The 19,379-nt window shown below is 56.0% G+C and carries 17 protein-coding genes; 6 read left to right on the top strand and 11 right to left on the bottom strand.

Annotation, left to right across the window (positions count from 1 at the left end; all coding sequences use genetic code 11):
- Positions 1–3 precede the first annotated feature (3 nt).
- Positions 4–849, top strand: a complete 846-nt coding sequence (gene rlmJ / locus ABNS66_RS08350; protein WP_286838732.1) for a 23S rRNA (adenine(2030)-N(6))-methyltransferase RlmJ — start codon at positions 4–6, stop codon at positions 847–849.
- Here rlmJ and ABNS66_RS08345 read toward each other — a convergent pair.
- The 4 genes from ABNS66_RS08345 to serA all read right to left on the bottom strand — a co-directional run bounded on the left by ABNS66_RS08345 (position 846) and on the right by serA (position 6,359).
- A complete protein-coding gene (locus ABNS66_RS08345; RefSeq protein ID WP_286838730.1) occupies positions 846–3,431 on the bottom strand; it encodes a TonB-dependent receptor in 2,586 nt (861 codons plus the stop codon). The genes rlmJ and ABNS66_RS08345 overlap by 4 nt on opposite strands.
- A gap of 191 nt (positions 3,432–3,622) precedes the next feature.
- The gene (locus ABNS66_RS08340) at positions 3,623–4,645 is read right to left on the bottom strand and encodes an LLM class F420-dependent oxidoreductase (RefSeq protein WP_286838728.1); all 1,023 of its coding nucleotides are present in this window, start codon (positions 4,643–4,645) and stop codon (positions 3,623–3,625) included.
- Positions 4,646–4,751: 106 nt separating this feature from the next.
- Positions 4,752–5,120 (bottom strand): hypothetical protein, encoded by a 369-nt coding sequence (locus ABNS66_RS08335; protein ID WP_286838726.1) that lies wholly within the window; start codon positions 5,118–5,120, stop codon positions 4,752–4,754.
- Between the two features lie 12 nt (positions 5,121–5,132).
- Entirely contained in the window at positions 5,133–6,359 is a 1,227-nt protein-coding gene (gene serA / locus ABNS66_RS08330) for a phosphoglycerate dehydrogenase (protein WP_204996090.1), read from the bottom strand.
- 89 nt (positions 6,360–6,448) lie between these two features.
- On the opposite strand from serA, the gene ABNS66_RS08325 reads away from it, so the two are divergent.
- Together ABNS66_RS08325 and ABNS66_RS08320 are read left to right on the top strand one after the other, a co-directional pair.
- Complete coding sequence (locus ABNS66_RS08325; RefSeq protein WP_286695603.1) at positions 6,449–7,861, top strand: FAD-binding oxidoreductase; 1,413 nt, start codon at positions 6,449–6,451, stop codon at positions 7,859–7,861.
- Between the two features lie 12 nt (positions 7,862–7,873).
- Positions 7,874–8,542, top strand: coding sequence for a fumarylacetoacetate hydrolase family protein (locus ABNS66_RS08320; RefSeq protein ID WP_286838724.1), 669 nt, complete (start codon positions 7,874–7,876; stop codon positions 8,540–8,542).
- A gap of 69 nt (positions 8,543–8,611) precedes the next feature.
- On the opposite strand, the gene ABNS66_RS08315 is transcribed toward ABNS66_RS08320, so the two are convergent.
- A complete protein-coding gene (locus ABNS66_RS08315) occupies positions 8,612–8,989 on the bottom strand; it encodes a hypothetical protein (RefSeq protein ID WP_286838721.1) in 378 nt (125 codons plus the stop codon).
- Positions 8,990–9,428: 439 nt separating this feature from the next.
- Entirely contained in the window at positions 9,429–10,415 is a 987-nt protein-coding gene (locus ABNS66_RS08310) for a zinc transporter ZntB (RefSeq protein ID WP_286695600.1), read from the bottom strand.
- A 136-nt stretch (positions 10,416–10,551) separates the two neighbouring features.
- Between ABNS66_RS08310 and ABNS66_RS08305 the strand changes: the two genes are divergently transcribed.
- From ABNS66_RS08305 to ABNS66_RS08295, 3 genes are all read left to right on the top strand, one after another.
- A complete protein-coding gene (locus ABNS66_RS08305; RefSeq protein ID WP_027875143.1) occupies positions 10,552–11,430 on the top strand; it encodes an LLM class flavin-dependent oxidoreductase in 879 nt (292 codons plus the stop codon).
- 102 nt (positions 11,431–11,532) lie between these two features.
- The gene (locus tag ABNS66_RS08300) at positions 11,533–12,108 is read left to right on the top strand and encodes a cytochrome b (RefSeq protein ID WP_286836354.1); all 576 of its coding nucleotides are present in this window, start codon (positions 11,533–11,535) and stop codon (positions 12,106–12,108) included.
- A gap of 41 nt (positions 12,109–12,149) precedes the next feature.
- Positions 12,150–12,731 carry a YceI family protein gene (locus ABNS66_RS08295; protein WP_286836356.1) on the top strand — a complete coding sequence of 194 codons (582 nt, stop codon included), beginning with the start codon at positions 12,150–12,152 and terminating at the stop codon, positions 12,729–12,731.
- Positions 12,732–12,811: 80 nt separating this feature from the next.
- Here ABNS66_RS08295 and ABNS66_RS08290 read toward each other — a convergent pair whose 3' ends face one another.
- The 5 genes from ABNS66_RS08290 to tkt all read right to left on the bottom strand — a co-directional run bounded on the left by ABNS66_RS08290 (position 12,812) and on the right by tkt (position 19,284).
- Positions 12,812–13,774 carry an alpha/beta hydrolase gene (locus tag ABNS66_RS08290; RefSeq protein ID WP_286836358.1) on the bottom strand — a complete coding sequence of 321 codons (963 nt, stop codon included), beginning with the start codon at positions 13,772–13,774 and terminating at the stop codon, positions 12,812–12,814.
- A 131-nt stretch (positions 13,775–13,905) separates the two neighbouring features.
- Complete coding sequence (gene fba / locus ABNS66_RS08285; RefSeq protein WP_204996082.1) at positions 13,906–14,970, bottom strand: class II fructose-bisphosphate aldolase; 1,065 nt, start codon at positions 14,968–14,970, stop codon at positions 13,906–13,908.
- 52 nt (positions 14,971–15,022) lie between these two features.
- Complete coding sequence (locus ABNS66_RS08280; protein ID WP_204996081.1) at positions 15,023–16,183, bottom strand: phosphoglycerate kinase; 1,161 nt, start codon at positions 16,181–16,183, stop codon at positions 15,023–15,025.
- A 102-nt stretch (positions 16,184–16,285) separates the two neighbouring features.
- The gene (locus tag ABNS66_RS08275) at positions 16,286–17,287 is read right to left on the bottom strand and encodes a glyceraldehyde 3-phosphate dehydrogenase NAD-binding domain-containing protein (RefSeq protein WP_204996080.1); all 1,002 of its coding nucleotides are present in this window, start codon (positions 17,285–17,287) and stop codon (positions 16,286–16,288) included.
- The gene (gene tkt / locus ABNS66_RS08270; protein ID WP_286836360.1) at positions 17,284–19,284 is read right to left on the bottom strand and encodes a transketolase; all 2,001 of its coding nucleotides are present in this window, start codon (positions 19,282–19,284) and stop codon (positions 17,284–17,286) included. The genes ABNS66_RS08275 and tkt overlap by 4 nt, the downstream gene beginning before the upstream one ends.
- Between the last annotated feature and the right edge of the window lie 95 nt (positions 19,285–19,379).

Raw genomic sequence — 19,379 nt, 5'->3', positions numbered from 1 at the left:
AAGGTGCTCAGTTATCGCCACGGCTTTCACGCGGGTAACCACGCTGATGTGCTTAAACACGTGGTGGAGATCCTGCTGCTTGACTACCTTCAGAAAAAAGACAAACCGCTGTTATACATCGACACCCATGCGGGCGCTGGGCAATACCCATTAGACAGCGGTTTTTCAGCCAAAAACCACGAGCATCGCAGTGGCATCAGCCGCTTGCGTAGCGCCGCCGAGCACACCCCTCTGCCAGCACAATTAGCCCGTTATCTCGAGGTGATTGATGCTTACTATCAAGACTCCGGCGATGCCAATAACTACCCCGGCTCACCCCTGATTGCCCAGCAACTGCTGCGCAAAAACGATCGCGCCGAACTCTTTGAGTTGCACCCTGCTGACTATGAAGAGCTGCAGCGCGTCACTGCTGGGCGCGCCCGCGTCCATCAAGAGGATGGTTTTTCCGGACTAAAGGCCCTGCTGCCACCGCCATCTCGGCGGGCACTGGTGCTTATCGACCCTCCCTATGAAAACAAGCGCGACTATCAGACATTAATACACAGCCTAAATGATGCACTAAAACGCTTCCCGAGCGGCGTATACGCACTGTGGTACCCGTTGCTGCCTCGGCAGGAATCGCTAGGTCTCGAAAAGAAACTAATTAGTTGCGTCGCCGACAATTATCTCAGCGCACGGCTGGAAGTATGCGCCCCACAAGGCGAGCACGGCATGTTCGGCAGCGGTATGTTTGTTGCCAACCCACCCTGGACCCTCCGCACCGAGCTGGAAAACTGCCTGCCAGCGCTCGCTGAGCACCTTGGCCAAAACGGCCAAGGCACATTCAGTCTCAGTGGTAAACAGCGCTAAAAACGCTTAAAAACCTCCACACCGTAAAACCGGGGATCCCCGAGGGCTTGAGCATAGGTCCCCAGCGATTCACCCGTCGCCACAGCACCAATGTCGTAGCGCTCATCGGTGGCGTTTTTCACGTAGGCGGCAATGTTCAGGTCGTTCTCGCGATTGCTCCAGCTCAGGCGCAGGTCGACCAGCATATAGTCGTCGGCATACACCAAGCCCGGGTTGCGCTTGGCCACGTCCCAGGAGGCGTCATCCAAGCCCATATACACTTCACCCTTGTAGCTCAAATCAATACGCGGCGTGAACAACCCCACCTCTGTATTCAAGGTGTACTGAACACCCAGTGCCGCCGTTTTCCTCGGCGACACCGCAAACTCTTCATCACTGCGATCGATTGCAACGCTGTCGCCCGCCACCGCCAGCGGTAGCAGAGCTGTGTCTTCAAACTCGACAAAGCTGTAGTTGTTATTGCTGTAGCTCAGGGTAATCAAGGTATTCATGGTCGGCAGCCACGTCAGCTCCATCTCGCCGCCCTCAATCGTCGACTCGCCGGCATTTTGCGAGGTCACGATCAGCGAATTGGCCGAGTCCACGCTCACGGTGATCAGCTGCATATTTTCGAAGGTCATGGCATACAGCGCCACATTGAAGCGCAGCGACCGCTCCAGTGCGTCTATCTTGAAGCCGATTTCACGGTTTTCCAGCAACTCCGGTTCAACCACCGCTAAGCCATCGACCCCGCTGGGCTCGTGAAAGCCCGACTTGAAGCCATTGCTCCACGTGGCATAGACCATGGCGGAATCCACCAGACTATTTTCCAGCAGCGACTCCGGCAGCACCCAGGAGGTTGATGCCATCGGCGTGAACTCCTTAAAGGTGCTGCTGGTTTCGTAGTTTTTGGCAGCGCCTAATGGCGCACCGATGATATCGGGGTAGGCCTCTCGCAGAATATCCTGGGCAATACTCAGCGGGTCCTGAGACCACGTGCCCAGGAAAGTATGAATGCCCATCGACGGCTCGACCGGCACAAATCGCGGATCGGCCGAGGTCAAGGCGGTAGACACCGCCGCCAAGTCGGCCTCGCGTGTAGCCAGTTCGGAGTCGCGACTCTCTTCGGTGTAGCGACCGCCGACAGTCAGCTCCCAGTCCTCAGTGATGTGCCACGTTGCTTGCGCAAAGGCGGCCGCGGTCTCGCCGAATATTTCAAAATCCTGCACCGTTGCCAGGGGCACCAGCGCGCCCAGCACCGGAGGGTTAGTGCCACCCGGGGGGATCAATGCCGGGTTGGGGACTTGCCCGGCCAACAACTGCGCCAAGGAGGTGGAATCGGCACCGACCAATGGGCTACCGACCATAAAGCGCTCGTTCTTATATTCATCTTGCCAGAACAGCCCCGCCGTGTAGTCTACGGCGCCATCGAATAGCCGGCCGTTGAATTGCAATTCTAAGGTCAGCGATTCCTGGTCGCTGTCACCCAACACGATGCCGCGCAAAAAGGGCGCTGGGCCGCCTTCATCCGCATTGCTCTGAGGCCCGCCTTTCACCGCGTCGCGGTAGCCAAAAATACCCTTGATACTGTGATCGGCATTGAGCTCCCAGTCTGCCGTCGCGCCGAGCAGCACAACATCTTGATCTTTAACTTGATACTGCTGATCACCCTGATTGGTCACCAAATCGGGCAGCTTATCCCGGTCATTCGCCTCGCAGTTGTCGCGATACGCCCGGGGGTTGCTCGGGTCGGTATCGCCCGGCCACAGCAGGCCGAGGCCATCCACAAACAAGGCATCATCATTGACAATTTTGCAGTGATAGGTGGGATAGCGCTCGCGAATTTTGCCGAGGAAGGTCAGGGTATCCAGTGTCAGGCTATCACCGGCGAGCCAGCGGGTTTGAAAGATGGCCGAGAGCCGGTCAATGGACTGCGTGTCGCCGATACTGCGGTCCTCAAGAAAGCCGTCGCGGCGGTGGCTATTCACTGACAGGCGAGTAAGGAAGTCCTCACTCACCGGCATATTTACTGCTGCCCGCAGCCGATTCTCGCCATAGCTACCCAGGCCGCCCTCCACATAACCACTGGCAACATCCTCAGGTTTGCTCAGCGTGAAAACGAGGGCGCCGCCGGTATTGTTTTTGCCAAACAAGGTGCCCTGAGGGCCGCGCAACACCTGCACACTGTCGACGTCGATAGTATCCAGCAGCTGGCCATCCGGGCGCGGAATAAATATACCGTCCAGATAAACACTCACCGAGGGATCGAAGCGCGCCATCGGTGCCCGCTGACCAATACCGCGAATAAAGATCTGCGCAGACGTGCTGTCGTTAATCTGCAAGCTGGGCACCGATTTACTCAACTCAGTGGTGCTCAAAATGCCCTGGGCACGCAAGTCGTCACCGCTCATCGCGGTGACAGCAACCGGTGTTTCCTGCAAATTTTCCGAGCGCTTACGGGCGGTTACCAGCACCTCTTCTATAGTACCGCCCATTTTTTCCTTGGCAGCAACTGGCGCTTGTTGAGCAAATGCCGGGCTCGCACCCAGCAGCAACACGCAGCCGGGCAGCAAGCCCCGGCCGAGGCAGGAGAACATACGCATAGTGAGTACCATCTGTCATTATTCATTATTGTTATGGCGCGCCATAACACGCGGCGCACATATGTAGCCTAACTACAGCAACACTAAAACACAATGCTTTCGTTATGGGTCTTTGCAAATTTAAAGGAGGAGAGAACAAGAAGTGCCCCACCACCCGGCCGGCGGTGGGGAAAAAGGTTGGACAGGCAGGCTTAGAGAACCGCCTCAGCTAAAAACTCCATGGTTTCGACCGACGTTTCAAAGTGATCGCGGTGACCGATCATCAGGCTGGTCACCGGTGATTTCTTCCAGTCCTGCAAGCGTTCTTTAATTCGCTCCTTCGGACCCACCAGGGAAATTTCATCCACTAAGGCATCCGGCACGGCCTTGATCGCCTCTTCGTGCTTACCCTCGTACCACAGGTCCTGCACTTTTTCGGCTTCGTCGCCAAAGCCCATGCGTCCCATCAAGTTCTTATGGAAGTTATCTTTGCGGGCGCCCATGCCGCCGAGATAGAGAGCCATGGTCATCTTGCCTGGGAACATCGCTTCGTCGAGGTTATCGTTAATGATGCAATTCACCATGGCATTAATTTCGAAGCCCTCAGGCTTATTTGCCAGACTTTCCTCAAAGATATCCATACGGTAGGGCGAGACAAATATCGGCATCCAGCCGTCGAATCGCTCTGCCGCAAGAGCGATATTCTTAGGCCCTTCAGCGCCGAGAAATACCGGGATCTTATTGCGCAGCGGATGGGTAATACTCTTCAGGGGCTTGCCCAGACCCAGGCTATCCGGCCCGTTGTAGGGCAGGTTGTACTGCTTGCCGCTGAACTCCACCGGCGCCTCACGGGCAATCACCTGCTGGAAGATATCCAACCACTCACGCGTGCGCTCCAAAGGGCGCTTAAACTGCTGGCCATACCAGCCCTCAACAACCTGCGGCCCCGATACCCCCACGCCCAGACACAGGCGACCGTTGGAAATATGGTCGAGGGTCAGTGCCGACATCGCGGCGCACACGGGGGTACGCGCCGAAATTTGCATAACGCCGGTACACAGTCGAATCTTAGAGGTCATTGCGGCGATCGCCGCCAAGGGAGTAAAACAGTCGGAACCGTAGGCTTCCGCTGTGTACACAGAGTCAAAGCCGAGGTTTTCCGCAGCCTGTGCAAGTTCGATAAAGCGATCTGTGGGTTGCTTTTGAAAGTAGCCCAAATGTAAGCCGAGTTTCATGGCCGCGTCCTTCTAACTGTGCGAATAAGCGCTCAGTATAGAAAGGTGGCTTGCGCAGACCTATGGCAAAACAGCTCAATTGGCATTTTGGCAGTGGCGAAAAAGATCAGCTGCCCACCGTGGGTGGCTGGGTATTGGCCACCCACTCCCACCACTGGTGCTCGCCCTCCGGCTTATCCTTATCTTGGCAGCGATACACATTCCATGTGACCAGATAATCCGGGTTGTCGACAGCGTGGTCAGCGCCATCGCGGTATTGACCTGGCGGCGCAATAAACCACGGCGACATGGACGAGGGCAGGGTAAATTCCTCACCCTGAGGCGGGCGCAGGGTAATGCCGTCGCTGGGCGTTACCCGCACGACCTTGCCCGACAGCATGCGCTGCTGCAATGCGGCACCGTCTACATCAAAGTAGCTCAGCGCCACCAGGGCCGTTTTATCCAGCAGCGCCTCAAGGCGTTCCAGCTCAGCCATCAGTGCGCTGACTTAGAACAGCAAGCGGCAGCGAATAGTGTCGGGAATCTGCGACAACTTCTCTTGAGCCAAGGCCCCAGAGTCCTTATCCAGATCCATGACCACGTAACCGACTTGGTCATTGGTTTGCAGATACTGACCCGAGATATTGATATTGTTCTCAGAGAAAATCTGGTTAATGGCACTGAGAATACCCGGCACGTTGCGGTGCACGTGCAGAATACGGTGTTTGCCTGGGTGGGCCGGCAGCGCCACTTCAGGGAAGTTAACCGACGAGGTTGTTGTGCCATTGTCAGAGTATTTCACCAGCTTATCAGCCACTTCCAGACCGATGTTTTGCTGAGCCTCTACCGTTGAACCACCGATATGCGGCGTGAGGAAAACGTTGTCGAATTCACGCAGCGGCGAGATAAACTCGTCGTTATTGCCGCGCGGCTCTTCGGGAAATACATCGATTGCAGCGCCTGACAAGCGGGCATCGCTCAGCGCGTTACACAAGGCATCGATATCAACAACCGTACCGCGCGAGGCGTTGATCAGGATTGCCCCGCTCTTCATCTGGGCCAGCTCATTGGCACCGATCATATCCTGCGTGGACGCCGTTTCCGGCACGTGAAGGCTGACAATATCGGAGGTTGCCAGCAATTCACCCAAGCTCACTTGAACAGCATTGCCCAGTGGCAGCTTGTTCACAACATCGGTAAAGCACACCTCCATACCCAGGCCTTCCGCGATAACCGAAAGCTGCATACCGATCGATCCGTAGCCGATAATTCCCAGGCGCTTACCGCGAATTTCATAAGAGCCGACAGCACTTTTCATCCACTCGCCACGGTGGGCCGCGGCGTTCTTTTCAGCAATGCCACGCAACAGCAAGATCGCTTCGGCGATCACCAGCTCGGCGACCGAGCGCGTGTTGGAGAACGGCGCATTGAAGACCGCAATACCGCGCTCAGTTGCCGCTTTTAGGTCTACTTGATTTGTGCCGATACAGAAGCAACCCACCGCGATCAATTTCTTCGCCGAATCAAACACGTCAGCCGTCAGCTGGGTACGCGAGCGAATGCCGACAAAGTGGGCGTCGGCGATCTTTTGCTTTAGCTCGTCGTCGGGCAGGGCCTTCTGATAGTAGTCGATGTTGCTGTAGCCAGCGGCGTGGAGTGCGTCTACGGCGGACTGGTGAACACCTTCTAAGAGAAGGAATTTAATCTTGGCCTTGTCTAGGGAGGTTTTTGCCATCGGGGATGTGCTCTCGGAGGGGAAATATGAAAGCGCAATATGGTATCATAAAACGCTTTTCCTGTAGTCAATTTCCGAGGCAATTTGCCATGTCTTCCGCCAATCCCCATTCCTCTCCAGAGCGTGTTATTGCTGAGCTTCAAGCCATTGTTGGCGAAGACAAAGTTCGCTGCGACGCCGACACCCTTCACAGCCACGGCCGAGACTGGACCAAGGCCTGGGAGCCCGCACCACTGGCGGTCGTTTTTCCGCGCAGCACCGAGCACGTTCAAGCCATTGTTAAACTGGCCAACGCCGAACAGCTGGCAGTGGTGCCAAGTGGCGGTCGCACCGGCCTGAGCGGCGGCGCCGTGGCTGCCAACGGCGAGGTGGTAGTCTCCTTCGACTACATGAACCAGCTCAGTGACTTCAATGCTATCGACCGCACCGTGCGCTGTCAGGCTGGCGTGATTACCGAACAGCTACAGCACTTCGCCGACGAGCAGGGCCTCTACTATCCCGTCGACTTCGCCTCTGCGGGCTCCTCACAGATTGGCGGTAATATTTCCACGAATGCTGGCGGTATCAAGGTTCTTCGCTGGGGCATGACCCGCGACTGGGTTGCCGGTCTGACCGTTGTCACCGGTGCCGGCGACATACTGGAATTGAACAACGGCCTGCTAAAAAACAATGCCGGCTACGACCTTCGCCAGCTGTTTATCGGTGCCGAGGGCACCCTCGGACTGATCTGCGAAGCAACGATGCAGTTAACCCGACAACCGAAAAACCTCACCGCCTTTGTACTGGGTGTTGAGAACTTCGATGGCATCATGAACCTGTTCAACCGTTTTCAATCAGAAATGGATCTGACTGCCTTCGAGTTTTTCTCCGAGCAAGCGCTGCAAAAAGTCGTTGAGCACAGCAAATTGCCACGCCCCTTCGAGTCGACGTGCCCTTACTACGCCCTACTGGAATTCGAAAAACTCAACGACGAAACCGAAGAACAGGCAATGGCCTTATTCGAAGCCTGCGTAGAGGAAGGCTGGGTACTCGATGGCGTAATGAGCCAAAGCCTTGAGCAGCTAAAAAACCTGTGGCGTCTGCGCGAGGATATCTCCGAAACCATTTCACGATGGACGCCCTATAAAAACGATATTTCCACGGTCATTTCAAAAGTCCCCAACTTCCTCAGCGAAGTCGAGAATATCGTAAATAGCGAATACCCGGATTTTGAGATCATTTGGTTTGGACACATTGGCGACGGAAATCTACACCTGAATATTCTCAAGCCAGACAGTCTGGATAAAAGTGAATTCTTTGAGCAATGTGGCAAGGTCAGTCTGGCGGTGTTCGATATTGTGCAACGCTTCGGCGGCAGCGTATCGGCCGAGCACGGTGTCGGCCTGCTGAAAAAAGACTATCTACAATACTCGCGCAGCCCCGAGGAAATTGCCCTGATGCGCCACGTGAAGCAGGTTTTTGACCCCAACGGTGTAATGAACCCTGGAAAAATTTTCGACTAAAAGGGCTTTGCCATGTATTCGCAACACCGTTTTATCGATGGTCGCCCGCTGGAGATGCCACCGGGAAAAATCGTCTGTGTGGGCCGCAACTACGCGGCTCATGCCAAGGAATTAAATAACCCGGTACCCGAGCAGCCGCTGCTTTTCATCAAACCCGCCAGCGCCCTGGCTGCCTTGGAGGCGCCAATAGCGCTCCCACAGGGCAAGGGTGAATGCCACCACGAACTAGAAGTCGCCCTACTGATCGGCTCGACGTTAAGCCAGGCGAAACCTGAGGACTGCCTGGCTGCGATAGCGGGATACGGCTTGGCACTCGATCTCACCCTTCGGGAGCTTCAGTCAGAACTAAAGGCCAAAGGTCACCCCTGGGAGAGAGCCAAAGCGTTCGACGGCGCCTGCCCGCTGTCGGCATTTGTTCCGGCGACCAGTGTCCCCGACTGGCAAAAGCTGGGCTTTGAGCTGCATCGCAACGGTGAACGGCAGCAATCGGGTCACTGCAGCGACATGCTCTTTCCCATCGACGTATTACTTGCCGACATTAGTCAGAGTTTCACATTGCAGCCCGGCGATATTGTGCTGACGGGAACCCCGGCAGGCGTGGGGCCACTGCAAAATGGCGACACCCTTACCTGCCAGCTCGACAAGCTGCTCAGTGTGACAACAGAAGTGCAAACGCCCTAAACAAAAAAACCGCCCTAAGGCGGTTTTTTTTATCAAACCAAACGGCTTAATTCTGTCTGTGCGACGAGCTTAAACTTCCAGCTTGCGCCAGTCAGTCTTCAGCTCAGTTGCCCAACCACGGATCTTTTTATCAACCTGTGGCGCGCGCGTCTCTGCAACTTCACCGGTTTTTGGATGCTTAAACTTACGCAGTGGGCGCGCGGCCTGCTTCTTGCGAGGCTTCTTAGTAGCCGCTTTTTTAGCGACGGGAGCGGCTTTAGCAGCGGCGGGTTTACGGCCGCGCTTCTTAGGTGCCGCAGCTTCAGTTTCATTCAAAATTTCCAGCAGGCCTTCGGCAGTTTGGCCGTGCTTTTTCATCAGTGCTTGCAGATCTGAAATAAACTTGAACTTTTGATCAAGCGCTTTGTGCTCCGCTTCGAGCTGCTTCTGAAGTTTTGCAATATCCATAAGATATCCTTAACTAATCATTGAATGAAAAAAACACGTAACTAAATAGTAGTCGCGTCATACAAAAAATCTTCGCTTAATTATCAATCAGCACTCACAAGAAATAAACCAATTATCGAAGTTCTAACCTACAATCGCGCGATTAATGTGTTGAATTCCCATTAATAATGATTAAGGCACCTCTGATTAATTCGGTGATAACTCAGGCTTTGCCTTATTTCGTTTGGCAAGGCGCGCTCAGGCAGTAAGGCTGGTTGCCTTTCAAATGAGCGCAACGCCGCCAGGCGAAATAAGGCAAAACCCCGAAGGGCGGGTCTCTCGCGCCCCTGGCCGTCGTTGCCACACTCATCAAGGAGAACCACCCTTGACCTTCGCGCTGCGCCTCGCCAGTGCACGCGAGAGGCTCCGCTGAGCCATTACCGAATTAATCAGAGATGCCTTAAAGCCAGCGTTTATACCGAAAATAAACCAACATCAATACCGCTACGCCTATTAGCATGCCAACGAATAGCATAAAGGCTTGCTGATTATCCGCCCCCGGAATTCCGCCAACATTCACCCCTAATAAACCGGTAGCAAAACCGAGCGGTAAAAAGATCGCCGAAACAATGGACAGCACATACATGCGCGCGTTCGACTCTTCGGAAATTTGATTGACCAATTCTTCCTGCGTAACGGCGGCGCGCTCACGCACACTATCGAGCGTTTCAATATACTGCGCTAAGCGATCACCGGATTCACGAACCGTGGCCCGGGCATCATTATCAAACCAGGCGACACGTTCACTTAATATCCAGTTCAGGGCTTCTCGCTGCGGCGCCAGGTAACGGCGCAGTGATATTGCCTGGCGACGCAAATCGCTCAATTGATTTCTGAGTCGCGCGCGCGGCGTTGTCAGCAGTGACTCCTCCAACAGATCCACGCAATCTTCAGCTTCCTCGATCGGCCCGGCCATACGGCTAACCAAACGCTCACATAGCAGTGCAACAAACTCCGCGCTAGAACACGGGCCCTCACCACGCGCAAACCGACCAACCACATCGTCCATCGACAGCAAGCGCCGCTTTCGCGAGCTAATAATATGATTGGCGTCGGCAAATATGCGCACCGACACCATATCTTCCGGGTCGGCATTGGGGTTCATATTAACGCCCCGCAGCGCCATCAACAGACCGCCATTGTGGGCCGCCGCGCGGGGCCGCGTTTCCTCTGCCAGCAACGCGGCAACCGCCAGATCATCCAACGATGTAATATCTTCACGGCTCGCGAAGGCCGATAACCACGGACGCGTGTCACTGTGGCTGTAATCCACGTGCACCCAGAGCACGCCCTGCTCGGGTTTCCAGAGGTCAATTTCCTCTCGCGTAATTGCCCGCGCGCCGCCTCGCCCATCGAAAATAAAGGCGTAGATAATTGATTCGCTCATAAAGCCTCCACCGTTTTCCGGATCATCGCACGCCATCGAGGTGCAGACTAGCCTATTCCTAGCATCCCCTTTCTGGGTGAGTCGCTAAGCGCTTCATCCGCCTAGAATGGTAAAAAAACACTATAAGAGAACAGCAATGAAAATTGGCGTCTGCCTTCCCTATATGAAACGCGGCCTGAGCCGCCAAACCTTTAAAGACTGGTGCGGCATTATCGACCAAGGCCCCTTCCACAGCTTGTCATGCGGTGAGCGCATCACTGGCTACAGTATGGAAATGCGCAACATCTTGGCTTTCGCGGCCGCCAGTACCGAGCGCGTGCGCATTATCCCAGCACTGTATGTGCTGCCCATGCACAGCGCGGTTCAAGCCGCCAAAGAAATTGCCACTCTGGATATTCTTTCCGAGGGTCGCGTCACGCTCACCGTGGGCGTGGGCGGTCGTGAAAAAGACTACCAAGCGCTCGGCGCGAGTATGAAAGGTCGCTTCCAGCGTATGGACGATCAAATCGCGCTGATGAAACGGGTGTGGCGGGGAGAGCAAATCGAGGACTATGACGAGATTGGCCCCGAGCCCGTGCAAGCGGGTGGCCCGCCTATTCTCGCCGGTGCGATGGGCCCCAAAAGTATCGACCGCGTTTCCAAGTGGGCCGATGGCCTGTATGGCTTTGCCATGGACGGCGACGCCGGGCTGATCGATTATTTTTTCAAGGCTGCCGACCAAGCCTGGGCAAATAGCCAGCGCCCCGACAAACCCTACCGCATGGGTGGCTTCTGGTACTCTTTGGCCGACAATGGTGAGCAGGCGCTGCGCGACTACGTTTTCGACTACCTGAAGATTTTCGGTGACGCCGAAGCGGAAAAGGTCGCCGCAACCATGCGCATGCACGACCCGAAGGCCATACTCGACGGGCTCGATGCCATTGAAGCGCTGGGGTGCGACGAAATTCAATTGGTGCCCGCCAGCGCCGATCTGGCCGAGGTAGACCGCCTCGCCAATTTGCTCGCCGGTCGTTAATGTATCGAAATAGCTGATAAATTAACGCAGATAAATCCGCTTTTTTATCAGCTCACCCTATCTATACTGGGCGTATTGTCATCGTATGGAGACGCGAGCCTTATGCCCCTTAGAAACACCAGCACCCGCTACGGCTGGGTAAGCATCGCCTTGCATTGGGGCATGGCCCTGGCCATTTTCGCCATGTTCGGGCTCGGCTTGTGGATGCGCGACCTCGGTTACTATGACACCTGGTACCAGCGCGCCCCCCATATTCATAAAAGCATCGGCCTTATCCTGCTGGCGCTGCTGGTCTTTCGCCTGCTGTGGCGCGCGACCAACCCCACACCGCAGAGCCCACCGAATAGCCCGCGCTGGGAGCGCCTAAGCGCACACCTCACCCATTACGGCCTGTATGCCATGCTGGTCGTGATGATGCTTGCTGGCTATCTGATCTCAACCGCCGACGGGCGTGCCATCGAGGTGTTTAATTGGTTTAGTGTGCCAGCTACCGTACAGGACCTGCCCAACCAAGAAGACGTTGCCGGCGAGATTCACGAGATTCTTGCCTGGGCCATTGTATTACTGGCAGGTGTGCACGCACTGGCGGCCCTCAAGCACCATTTTTACAACCGCGACAACACCCTGAAAAAAATGCTCGGACTTGCCAACCAAGCACCGGACTCGCGGTCGAAGTAGTTTCAGCACTGGCTCACCACCCAATAAAAGAGGATGTATGTATGAAAACCTTACTCTCACTCACCGCCGCCCTGCTCATTAGCCTCAGCGGCAACCTTCACGCCACCGAATACAAGATCGATACCGCCGGCGCCCACGCCTTCATTCAATTTAAGATCAAGCACTTGGGCTACAGCTGGTTGCACGGTCGCTTTGACGACTTCGAAGGCCGCTTTAGCTACGACCCCAAAAAGCCCGAAGACTCCGATGTGACCGTTGTCATTGATACTGCCAGCGTCAACAGCAACCATGCCGAACGCGACAAGCACTTGCGCGGCAAGGACTTCCTTCACGTCGAGAAGTATCCTCAGGCCCGCTTTGAAAGCACTGCATTTATCCCTAAGGGTAACGGGAAAGCTGAACTGAAAGGCGAGCTGACGCTACACGGCGTAACTCGTGAAATTAGTATTGATGTGACAGAAATTGGCGGCGGCAAAGATCCCTGGGGCGGCTACCGCCAAGGCTTTACCGGCACCACTGAATTCGCCCTGAAGGATTTTGGCATCGACTTTGATCTGGGTCCCGCGTCGCGCACGGTACAAATGACCCTGGATATTGAAGGCATTGCACAAACCATGATGTAGGCGGAACTTTTTAGATTTCCACCCGGTCTTACTATCGACTTATCTCAATACCCTCTTTCGGAGCCTTACGGCTCCGTTTTTTATTCTGCTTGGTCGGCAAACAAAAACGCATCACAGGCCTGCCAAATTTGCGCGCGGTAGTGCTCTCCTTCCTTTACCAGGTGATGACGCGCGCCGGGAATAATCACCTCGCGCAGGCGACGATATTTCTTCCTCAGCACGGGCAAATTGTACTGCCAATCCACCGTATCATCGGCGTCGCCCTGCAGGATCAATACTGGGCAGTCACAAGCGGGCTGGGCATGGAACCACGGCAACCACTTTTTCAACGCTCCCACCCAGGCTACCGGCAATATGCGCGGCTGAAGCGGATCGCGCTCGCGCAAAAACTCCAGAAAGGCCTGGTCGTCGGAATTGTCGGCAAAGCGCCGAGGCAAACTGTGAAGGAAATACTTTAAGACACTGTGCGCGGGCTTACCCCACCAAAACGCGCGCGGGCGCACCAGCGGCGCCATTAAAATCACTTGCTCAAAGTCATCGCTGCCGCCATCCAGAATATGCGAGCCGACAATGGCGCAACCCGTACTTTGGGCCATGGCAAAGCGTCGTGGTGGCAGCTCGAAAGGGGCCACCGCAGCAAAGGCGGCGCGCAATACGGAGCGGTAACGAAAAAAGCTGTCTATCGATGCCCGCTCACCACTGGACAGGCCATGACCCGGCAGGTCGAAAGCCACCACACTGCAACCGTGTTTCAAGCAGTAATTGATCACATTGTTGAACAGGCCTACATGATCGTAGTAGCCGTGATAAACAAACGCGGTGCGCTGCGCGTTGGGCAATTTGAACACCTGCGTGGCAATGCGTTCGCCCTCCGCCTCGAAATAGCCAATGTAATGGCATAAACCCGCGTAATCCTTTTCAAGGTCAATGCCATAGTAAGCACAGTACTCCGGCAGCCAGGGCTGGCTGTTGACGGTCGATTGCAACGACAAGGGGCTGAGCGAAGGAAGGTTTTCTTGGTCGATATTATCGGGCCACGGCATAGCAAGGTCCTTAGGTTTATTCTTTTTCGCGGGCCCTAGTGTGCCCCGTCTGCAGGCACAAAATAAAGGGCAAAAAAAAAGCCCGGCAGGTACCGGGCTTTACAATCACTAGTGCGCGATGCGCGCCGCGATTATTTAATGTTTGGGTTTAAACGACCCGACTCGTACTCACCAAACATCGCTTCCAAACTAACGGGTTTAATTTTGGAGGCATTGCCGGCCGTGCCGAAGGCTTCGTAGCGCGCAACACAAATTGCCTTCATTTCCTTGATGGTTTCTTTCAGGTATTTGCGCGGGTCAAACTCGCTGGGGTTTTGCGCCATAAAGCGACGTACCGCACCCGTGGACGCCAGGCGTAAATCGGTATCGATATTGACCTTGCGCACACCGTATTTAATGCCCTCGACGATCTGCTCAACGGGCACACCGTATGTTTCGGGAATCTCACCGCCAAACTCATTGATGATCGCCAGCCACTCCTGAGGCACACTGGAGCTGCCGTGCATTACCAAATGCGTGTCGGGAATACGCGCATGGATAGCTTTAATACGGTCGATCGCCAGAATATCGCCAGTGGGCGGACGCGTAAATTTGTAGGCACCGTGGCTAGTACCACAGGCAATAGCCAGGGCATCCACACCCGTTTTGGCAACGAAGTCAGCGGCTTCTTCGGGGTCGGTAAGCATCTGCTCGTGAGACAAGGTGCCCTCTGCACCCACGCCGTCCTCTTCACCGGCTTGCCCGGTTTCCAGTGAACCCAGACAACCCAACTCACCCTCAACGGAAACACCACAGGCGTGAGCCATGTCGACAACCGTGCGGGTAACATCGACGTTGTAGTCGTAGTCGGAGGGCGTTTTGCCATCTTCACGCAGCGAGCCGTCCATCATTACTGAGCTGAAGCCGAGTTGAATCGAGCGCTGACAAACGGCGGGGCTGGTGCCGTGATCCTGGTGCATCACTACGGGAATTTCAGGGAATTCTTCAATCGCCGCCAGAATCATATGACGCAGGAAAGGCGCGCCAGCATACTTTCGCGCCCCAGCCGAGGCTTGCATGATCACTGGGCTGTCGGTTTCTCTCGCCGCTTCCATAATGGCGCGGGTTTGCTCCAGGTTATTTACATTAAATGCCGGTACGCCATAGCCATATTCTGCGGCGTGATCCAGCATTTGACGCATGCTGATAAGTGCCATGTGAGTTCCCTTTTCAGTCTTTTAAATATGAATTATTGATCGGCGAGCGCGCTTACTTGGCGCGCTCTTCCAGTACCGCAACTGCCGGTAATACTTTGCCCTCAACATATTCGAGGAAGGCGCCGCCCCCGGTCGAAATGTAGGACACCTTGTCGGCAATACCAAATTTGTCTACCGCCGCCAGCGTATCGCCACCACCCGCTATCGAGAAGGCGTCTGACTCAGCGATCGCGTTGGCAATGTCTTCGGTGCCATCGGCAAACTGGTCGAATTCAAATACACCCACCGGGCCGTTCCAAATAATGGTGCCGGCCTGACGCAGAATGGCCGCCAGCACGGAGCCGGTCACTGGGCCAACATCGAAAATCATGTCGTCGTCGCCGACATTTTCCACTGGGCGCAATGTTGCCGGCTCGTTCTCGTCGAACTTCTTACCTGTCATTACATCGCTGGGCAGCGGGATATCGCACTTCTCCATTAGCGCTTTTGCCTGTGGGATCAGGTCGTCTTCGCAAAGCGATTTACCGACGTTATAGCCCGCCGCCGCCAGGAAAGTATTGGCGATGCCGCCACCAACAATCAGCTGGTCCACTTTGTCAGACAGTGTTTCCAATACGGTGAGCTTAGTGGAAACCTTTGAACCACCGACAATGGCAACCATCGGGCGCGCAGGGTTAGCCAAGGCCTTTTCCAAATTCTCCAGCTCATTGGCCAGCAGCGGGCCGGCACAAGCCGTTGGCGCAAACTTGGCAACGCCGTGGGTCGACGCCTGCGCCCGGTGGGCCGTACCGAAAGCGTCCATAACGAAGATGTCGCAGAGCGCGGCATAGGCCTTGGCCAGGGACTCATCATCTTTCTTTTCGCCGGGATTAAAGCGAACGTTTTCCAATAGCACCAGTTGCCCGGCCTCCAGCTCTACGCCGTCGCGCCAATCGGCTACCAGCGGTACCGGCTGGCCGAGGGCATCACTGAGGTAGTCGGCCACAGGGCGCATTGAGTATTTTTCTTCAAACTCACCCTCAGTCGGGCGCCCCAGGTGAGACATCACAATCACCTTGGCCCCTTTTTCCAACGCCAGTTTCAAGGTTGGCAGGGCCGCACGCAGACGAGCATCGGAGCTCACTTTTCCATCCTTGATGGGCACGTTCAGATCTTCACGTATCAGCAGACGCTTGCCCGCCAGATCCAAATCACGCATTTTCAATACGTTCATAACACTTCCCGTTTCACTATCCGTTTACCGAACTAAACTCGCCTGCTTGTGCAGATCTGTGTACCCACAGCAACATTGCCCGGGGCACGCTAACAGTGCCGCCTAATGCAGCCAGTGTGCGACCATGTCCAACATACGGTTGGCATAGCCCCATTCATTGTCGAACCAGGTGAAGACACTCACCAGCTCGTCCGCCACCCGCGTTTGCCCGGCATCGACAATACCGGAGCGCGGATCGTGGTTAAAATCACAGGACGCCAGCGGCTCCTCGCTCACCCCCAGTACAGCACTCAGCCGACCGCGCGCGGCCATTTGCAGGGCCGCATTCACATCGCTGGGTGACACCCGAGATTGCAGGGTCACGCTCAGCTCCATTGCCGAGACATTGTGCGTGGGAATACGCACCGCCCGCGCCGCGAAACGGCCATCCAGATCCGGCAAGATGCGACCAATACCCGCCGCCAATCCCGTATCGACCGGAATCATCGACATGCCCGCCGCGCGCGTTTTGCGCAGGTCGGTGTGGTGATAGGCGTCCAACACCGGCTGGTCGTTCATTGCCGAGTGAATGGTGGTAATACAACCCGAGCGCACACCAAAGGCCTGGTGTAGCACATCGATGACCGGGGTAATGCCATTGGTGGTACACGAGGCATTGGAGATCACCCGCTGCTCGCTGGTCAGGCCGTGGTGATTTAAGCCAAACACATAGGTCGGAATACTCGCCTCACCCGGCTGCGACAACAACACATGCCGTGCCCCGCGCTCCAGGTGTTCATGGAGTGCGGCCTCACTGCCGAGGGTACCGCTGCATTCCAGCACCACATCGATGTTGTGCCGACTCCAGTCAACATCGCGCAGCGCGGTGCAGTGGCTCACGGCAATCTCGTCACCGTTAATGCGCAAACACTCAACACCTTTTTCCACCGTACCCACAAAACGGCCGTGGGTGCTGTCGTAGCGCGTTAAGTGCGCGATGGTGTCCAGATCGGCAGGCTCGTTAATGGCCACAATACGCATGGCGTCGCGCATTGGCGACTCGTAGAGCGCCCGCAATACGCAGCGCCCAATGCGCCCATAGCCATTGATCGCCAGTCGAATCATTCGCCTATGCAGTCCTCAACAGCAGCAACCACCGCCTCGGTGGTAATGCCAAAGTGCTTGAAGAGTTCACCCGCCGGCGCCGACTCGCCAAAGCTGTCCATCCCGACAATACGGCCGTCCAGGCCAACGTACTTGTACCAATAGTCTTTGTGCGCCGCTTCAACGGCGACGCGCGCCAATACGTTGCTAGGCAATACCGACTCGCGATAGTAGCCGTCTTGCGTTTCAAAGGCTTCGGCGCAGGGCATAGACACTACGCGTACTTTGCGGCCATTTTCAGCAAGCTGTTGCTGGGCAGCCATCGCCAGTTTCACTTCCGAACCGGTGGCAATAATAATGGCCTCGGGTTCGCCCTCACAGTCACTCAATACATAGGCGCCGCGAGCAATGGCGGCAACCTGAGCACTGCTGCGGTTTTGGTGGGGCAAACCCTGACGAGTAAAGATCAGTGCCGTCGGGCCATCGGCGCGCTCCAGTGCGCTGCGCCAGGCCACGGCCGATTCGACCATATCGCAGGGGCGCCACAGCGCCATATTCGGGGTGCCACGCAGTGACGCAATTTGCTCGATTGGTTGGTGAGTCGGGCCGTCTTCACCCAGACCGATGGAGTCGTGGGTGTAAACAAAGATACTGCGCTGCTTCATCAGCGCCGCCATACGTACTGCGTTGCGGGCGTATTCCATGAACACCAGGAAGGTCGCGCCGTAGTTAATAAAACCACCGTGCAGGGCAATGCCGTTCATCATGGCCGACATACCGAATTCACGCACCCCGTAGTGCAGGTAATTGCCACTGGCATCGTCGGCTTCAACCGCCTTGGAACCCTTCCACCATGTGAGGTTAGAGCCCGCCAAATCAGCCGAGCCACCGAGCAGTTCTGGCAGCATGTCACCGTAGGCATCCAGACACAGCTGCGACGCTTTGCGGGTGGCGACTTCCTTACCCTCGTCCTGGCACTGGGCAATAAAGGCATCGGCCTTCTGGGCAAAGTCGGCGGGCAAGTCACCACTCAGGCGGCGCTTAAATTCAGCGGCCAACTCTGGGTGGGCAGCCTGGTAGGCGGCAAACTTTTCATTCCACGCTTGCTCGGCAGCAGCGCCGCGCTCGCGAGCGCTCCAGGCACTGTAGACATCCTCAGGCACCTCAAAGCTGCCGTGGGGCCAGTTAAGCGCTTCGCGAGTCAGGGCAATTTCGTCATCGCCCAGTGGCGCGCCGTGGCACTCTTCTTTGCCCTGCTTATTGGGCGAGCCCTTACCAATGACCGTTTTGCAGCAGATCAGTGTGGGCTTGTTCGGCTCGGCGCGACCCGCCTCAATGGCAGCGGCAATGGCATCGCTGTCGTGGCCGTCGACCGCTGGGATCACCTGCCAGCCGTAGGCTTCAAAGCGTTTGGGGGTATCGTCGCTGAACCAGCCTTCCACTTCACCGTCGATGGAAATGCCATTGTCGTCATAGAAAGCGATCAATTTCCCCAGGCCCAGGGTACCGGCCAGTGAACATACCTCGTGGGAGATACCTTCCATCAGACAGCCATCGCCCATAAAGGTATAGGTGTAGTGGTCGACGATGTCGTGGCCGTCGCGGTTAAACTGCGCCGCGAGAATTTTCTCAGCCGTGGCCATGCCCACCGCGTTGGCAATGCCCTGGCCCAGCGGCCCAGTGGTGGTTTCGACACCGGGGGTATAACCGTATTCGGGATGGCCGGGGGTTTTGCTGTGCAGCTGGCGGAAGTTTTTCAGGTCTTCAATAGACAGGTCGTAACCGCTCAGGTGGAGCAGCGAGTAGATCAGCATGGAGCCGTGACCATTGGAGAGCACAAAACGGTCGCGGTTGGCCCACTCAGGGTTGGCCGGGTTGTGCTGCAAGTAGTCGCGCCACAACACCTCGGCAATATCGGCCATGCCCATGGGCGCACCCGGATGGCCGGACTTGGCTTTCTGGACGGCGTCCATACTCAAAGCGCGAATGGCGTTAGCGAGGTCGCTACGTGAAGGCATCGGGAGCTCCTGAAATTGTGATGGCGGCAAAGAGGGCGCTATTTTCCCCTACCCCGCGCGATACAGCAAATATCAGGAGCGTAAAAATGGCCGCT

Source organism: uncultured Spongiibacter sp. (assembly GCF_964011655.1).
In the GTDB taxonomy this organism is placed as follows: Bacteria; Pseudomonadota; Gammaproteobacteria; order Pseudomonadales; family Spongiibacteraceae; genus Spongiibacter; species Spongiibacter marinus.
The sequence above is the reverse complement of the archived record's forward strand: the minus strand, read 5'-3'. Positions and strand labels throughout refer to the sequence as shown.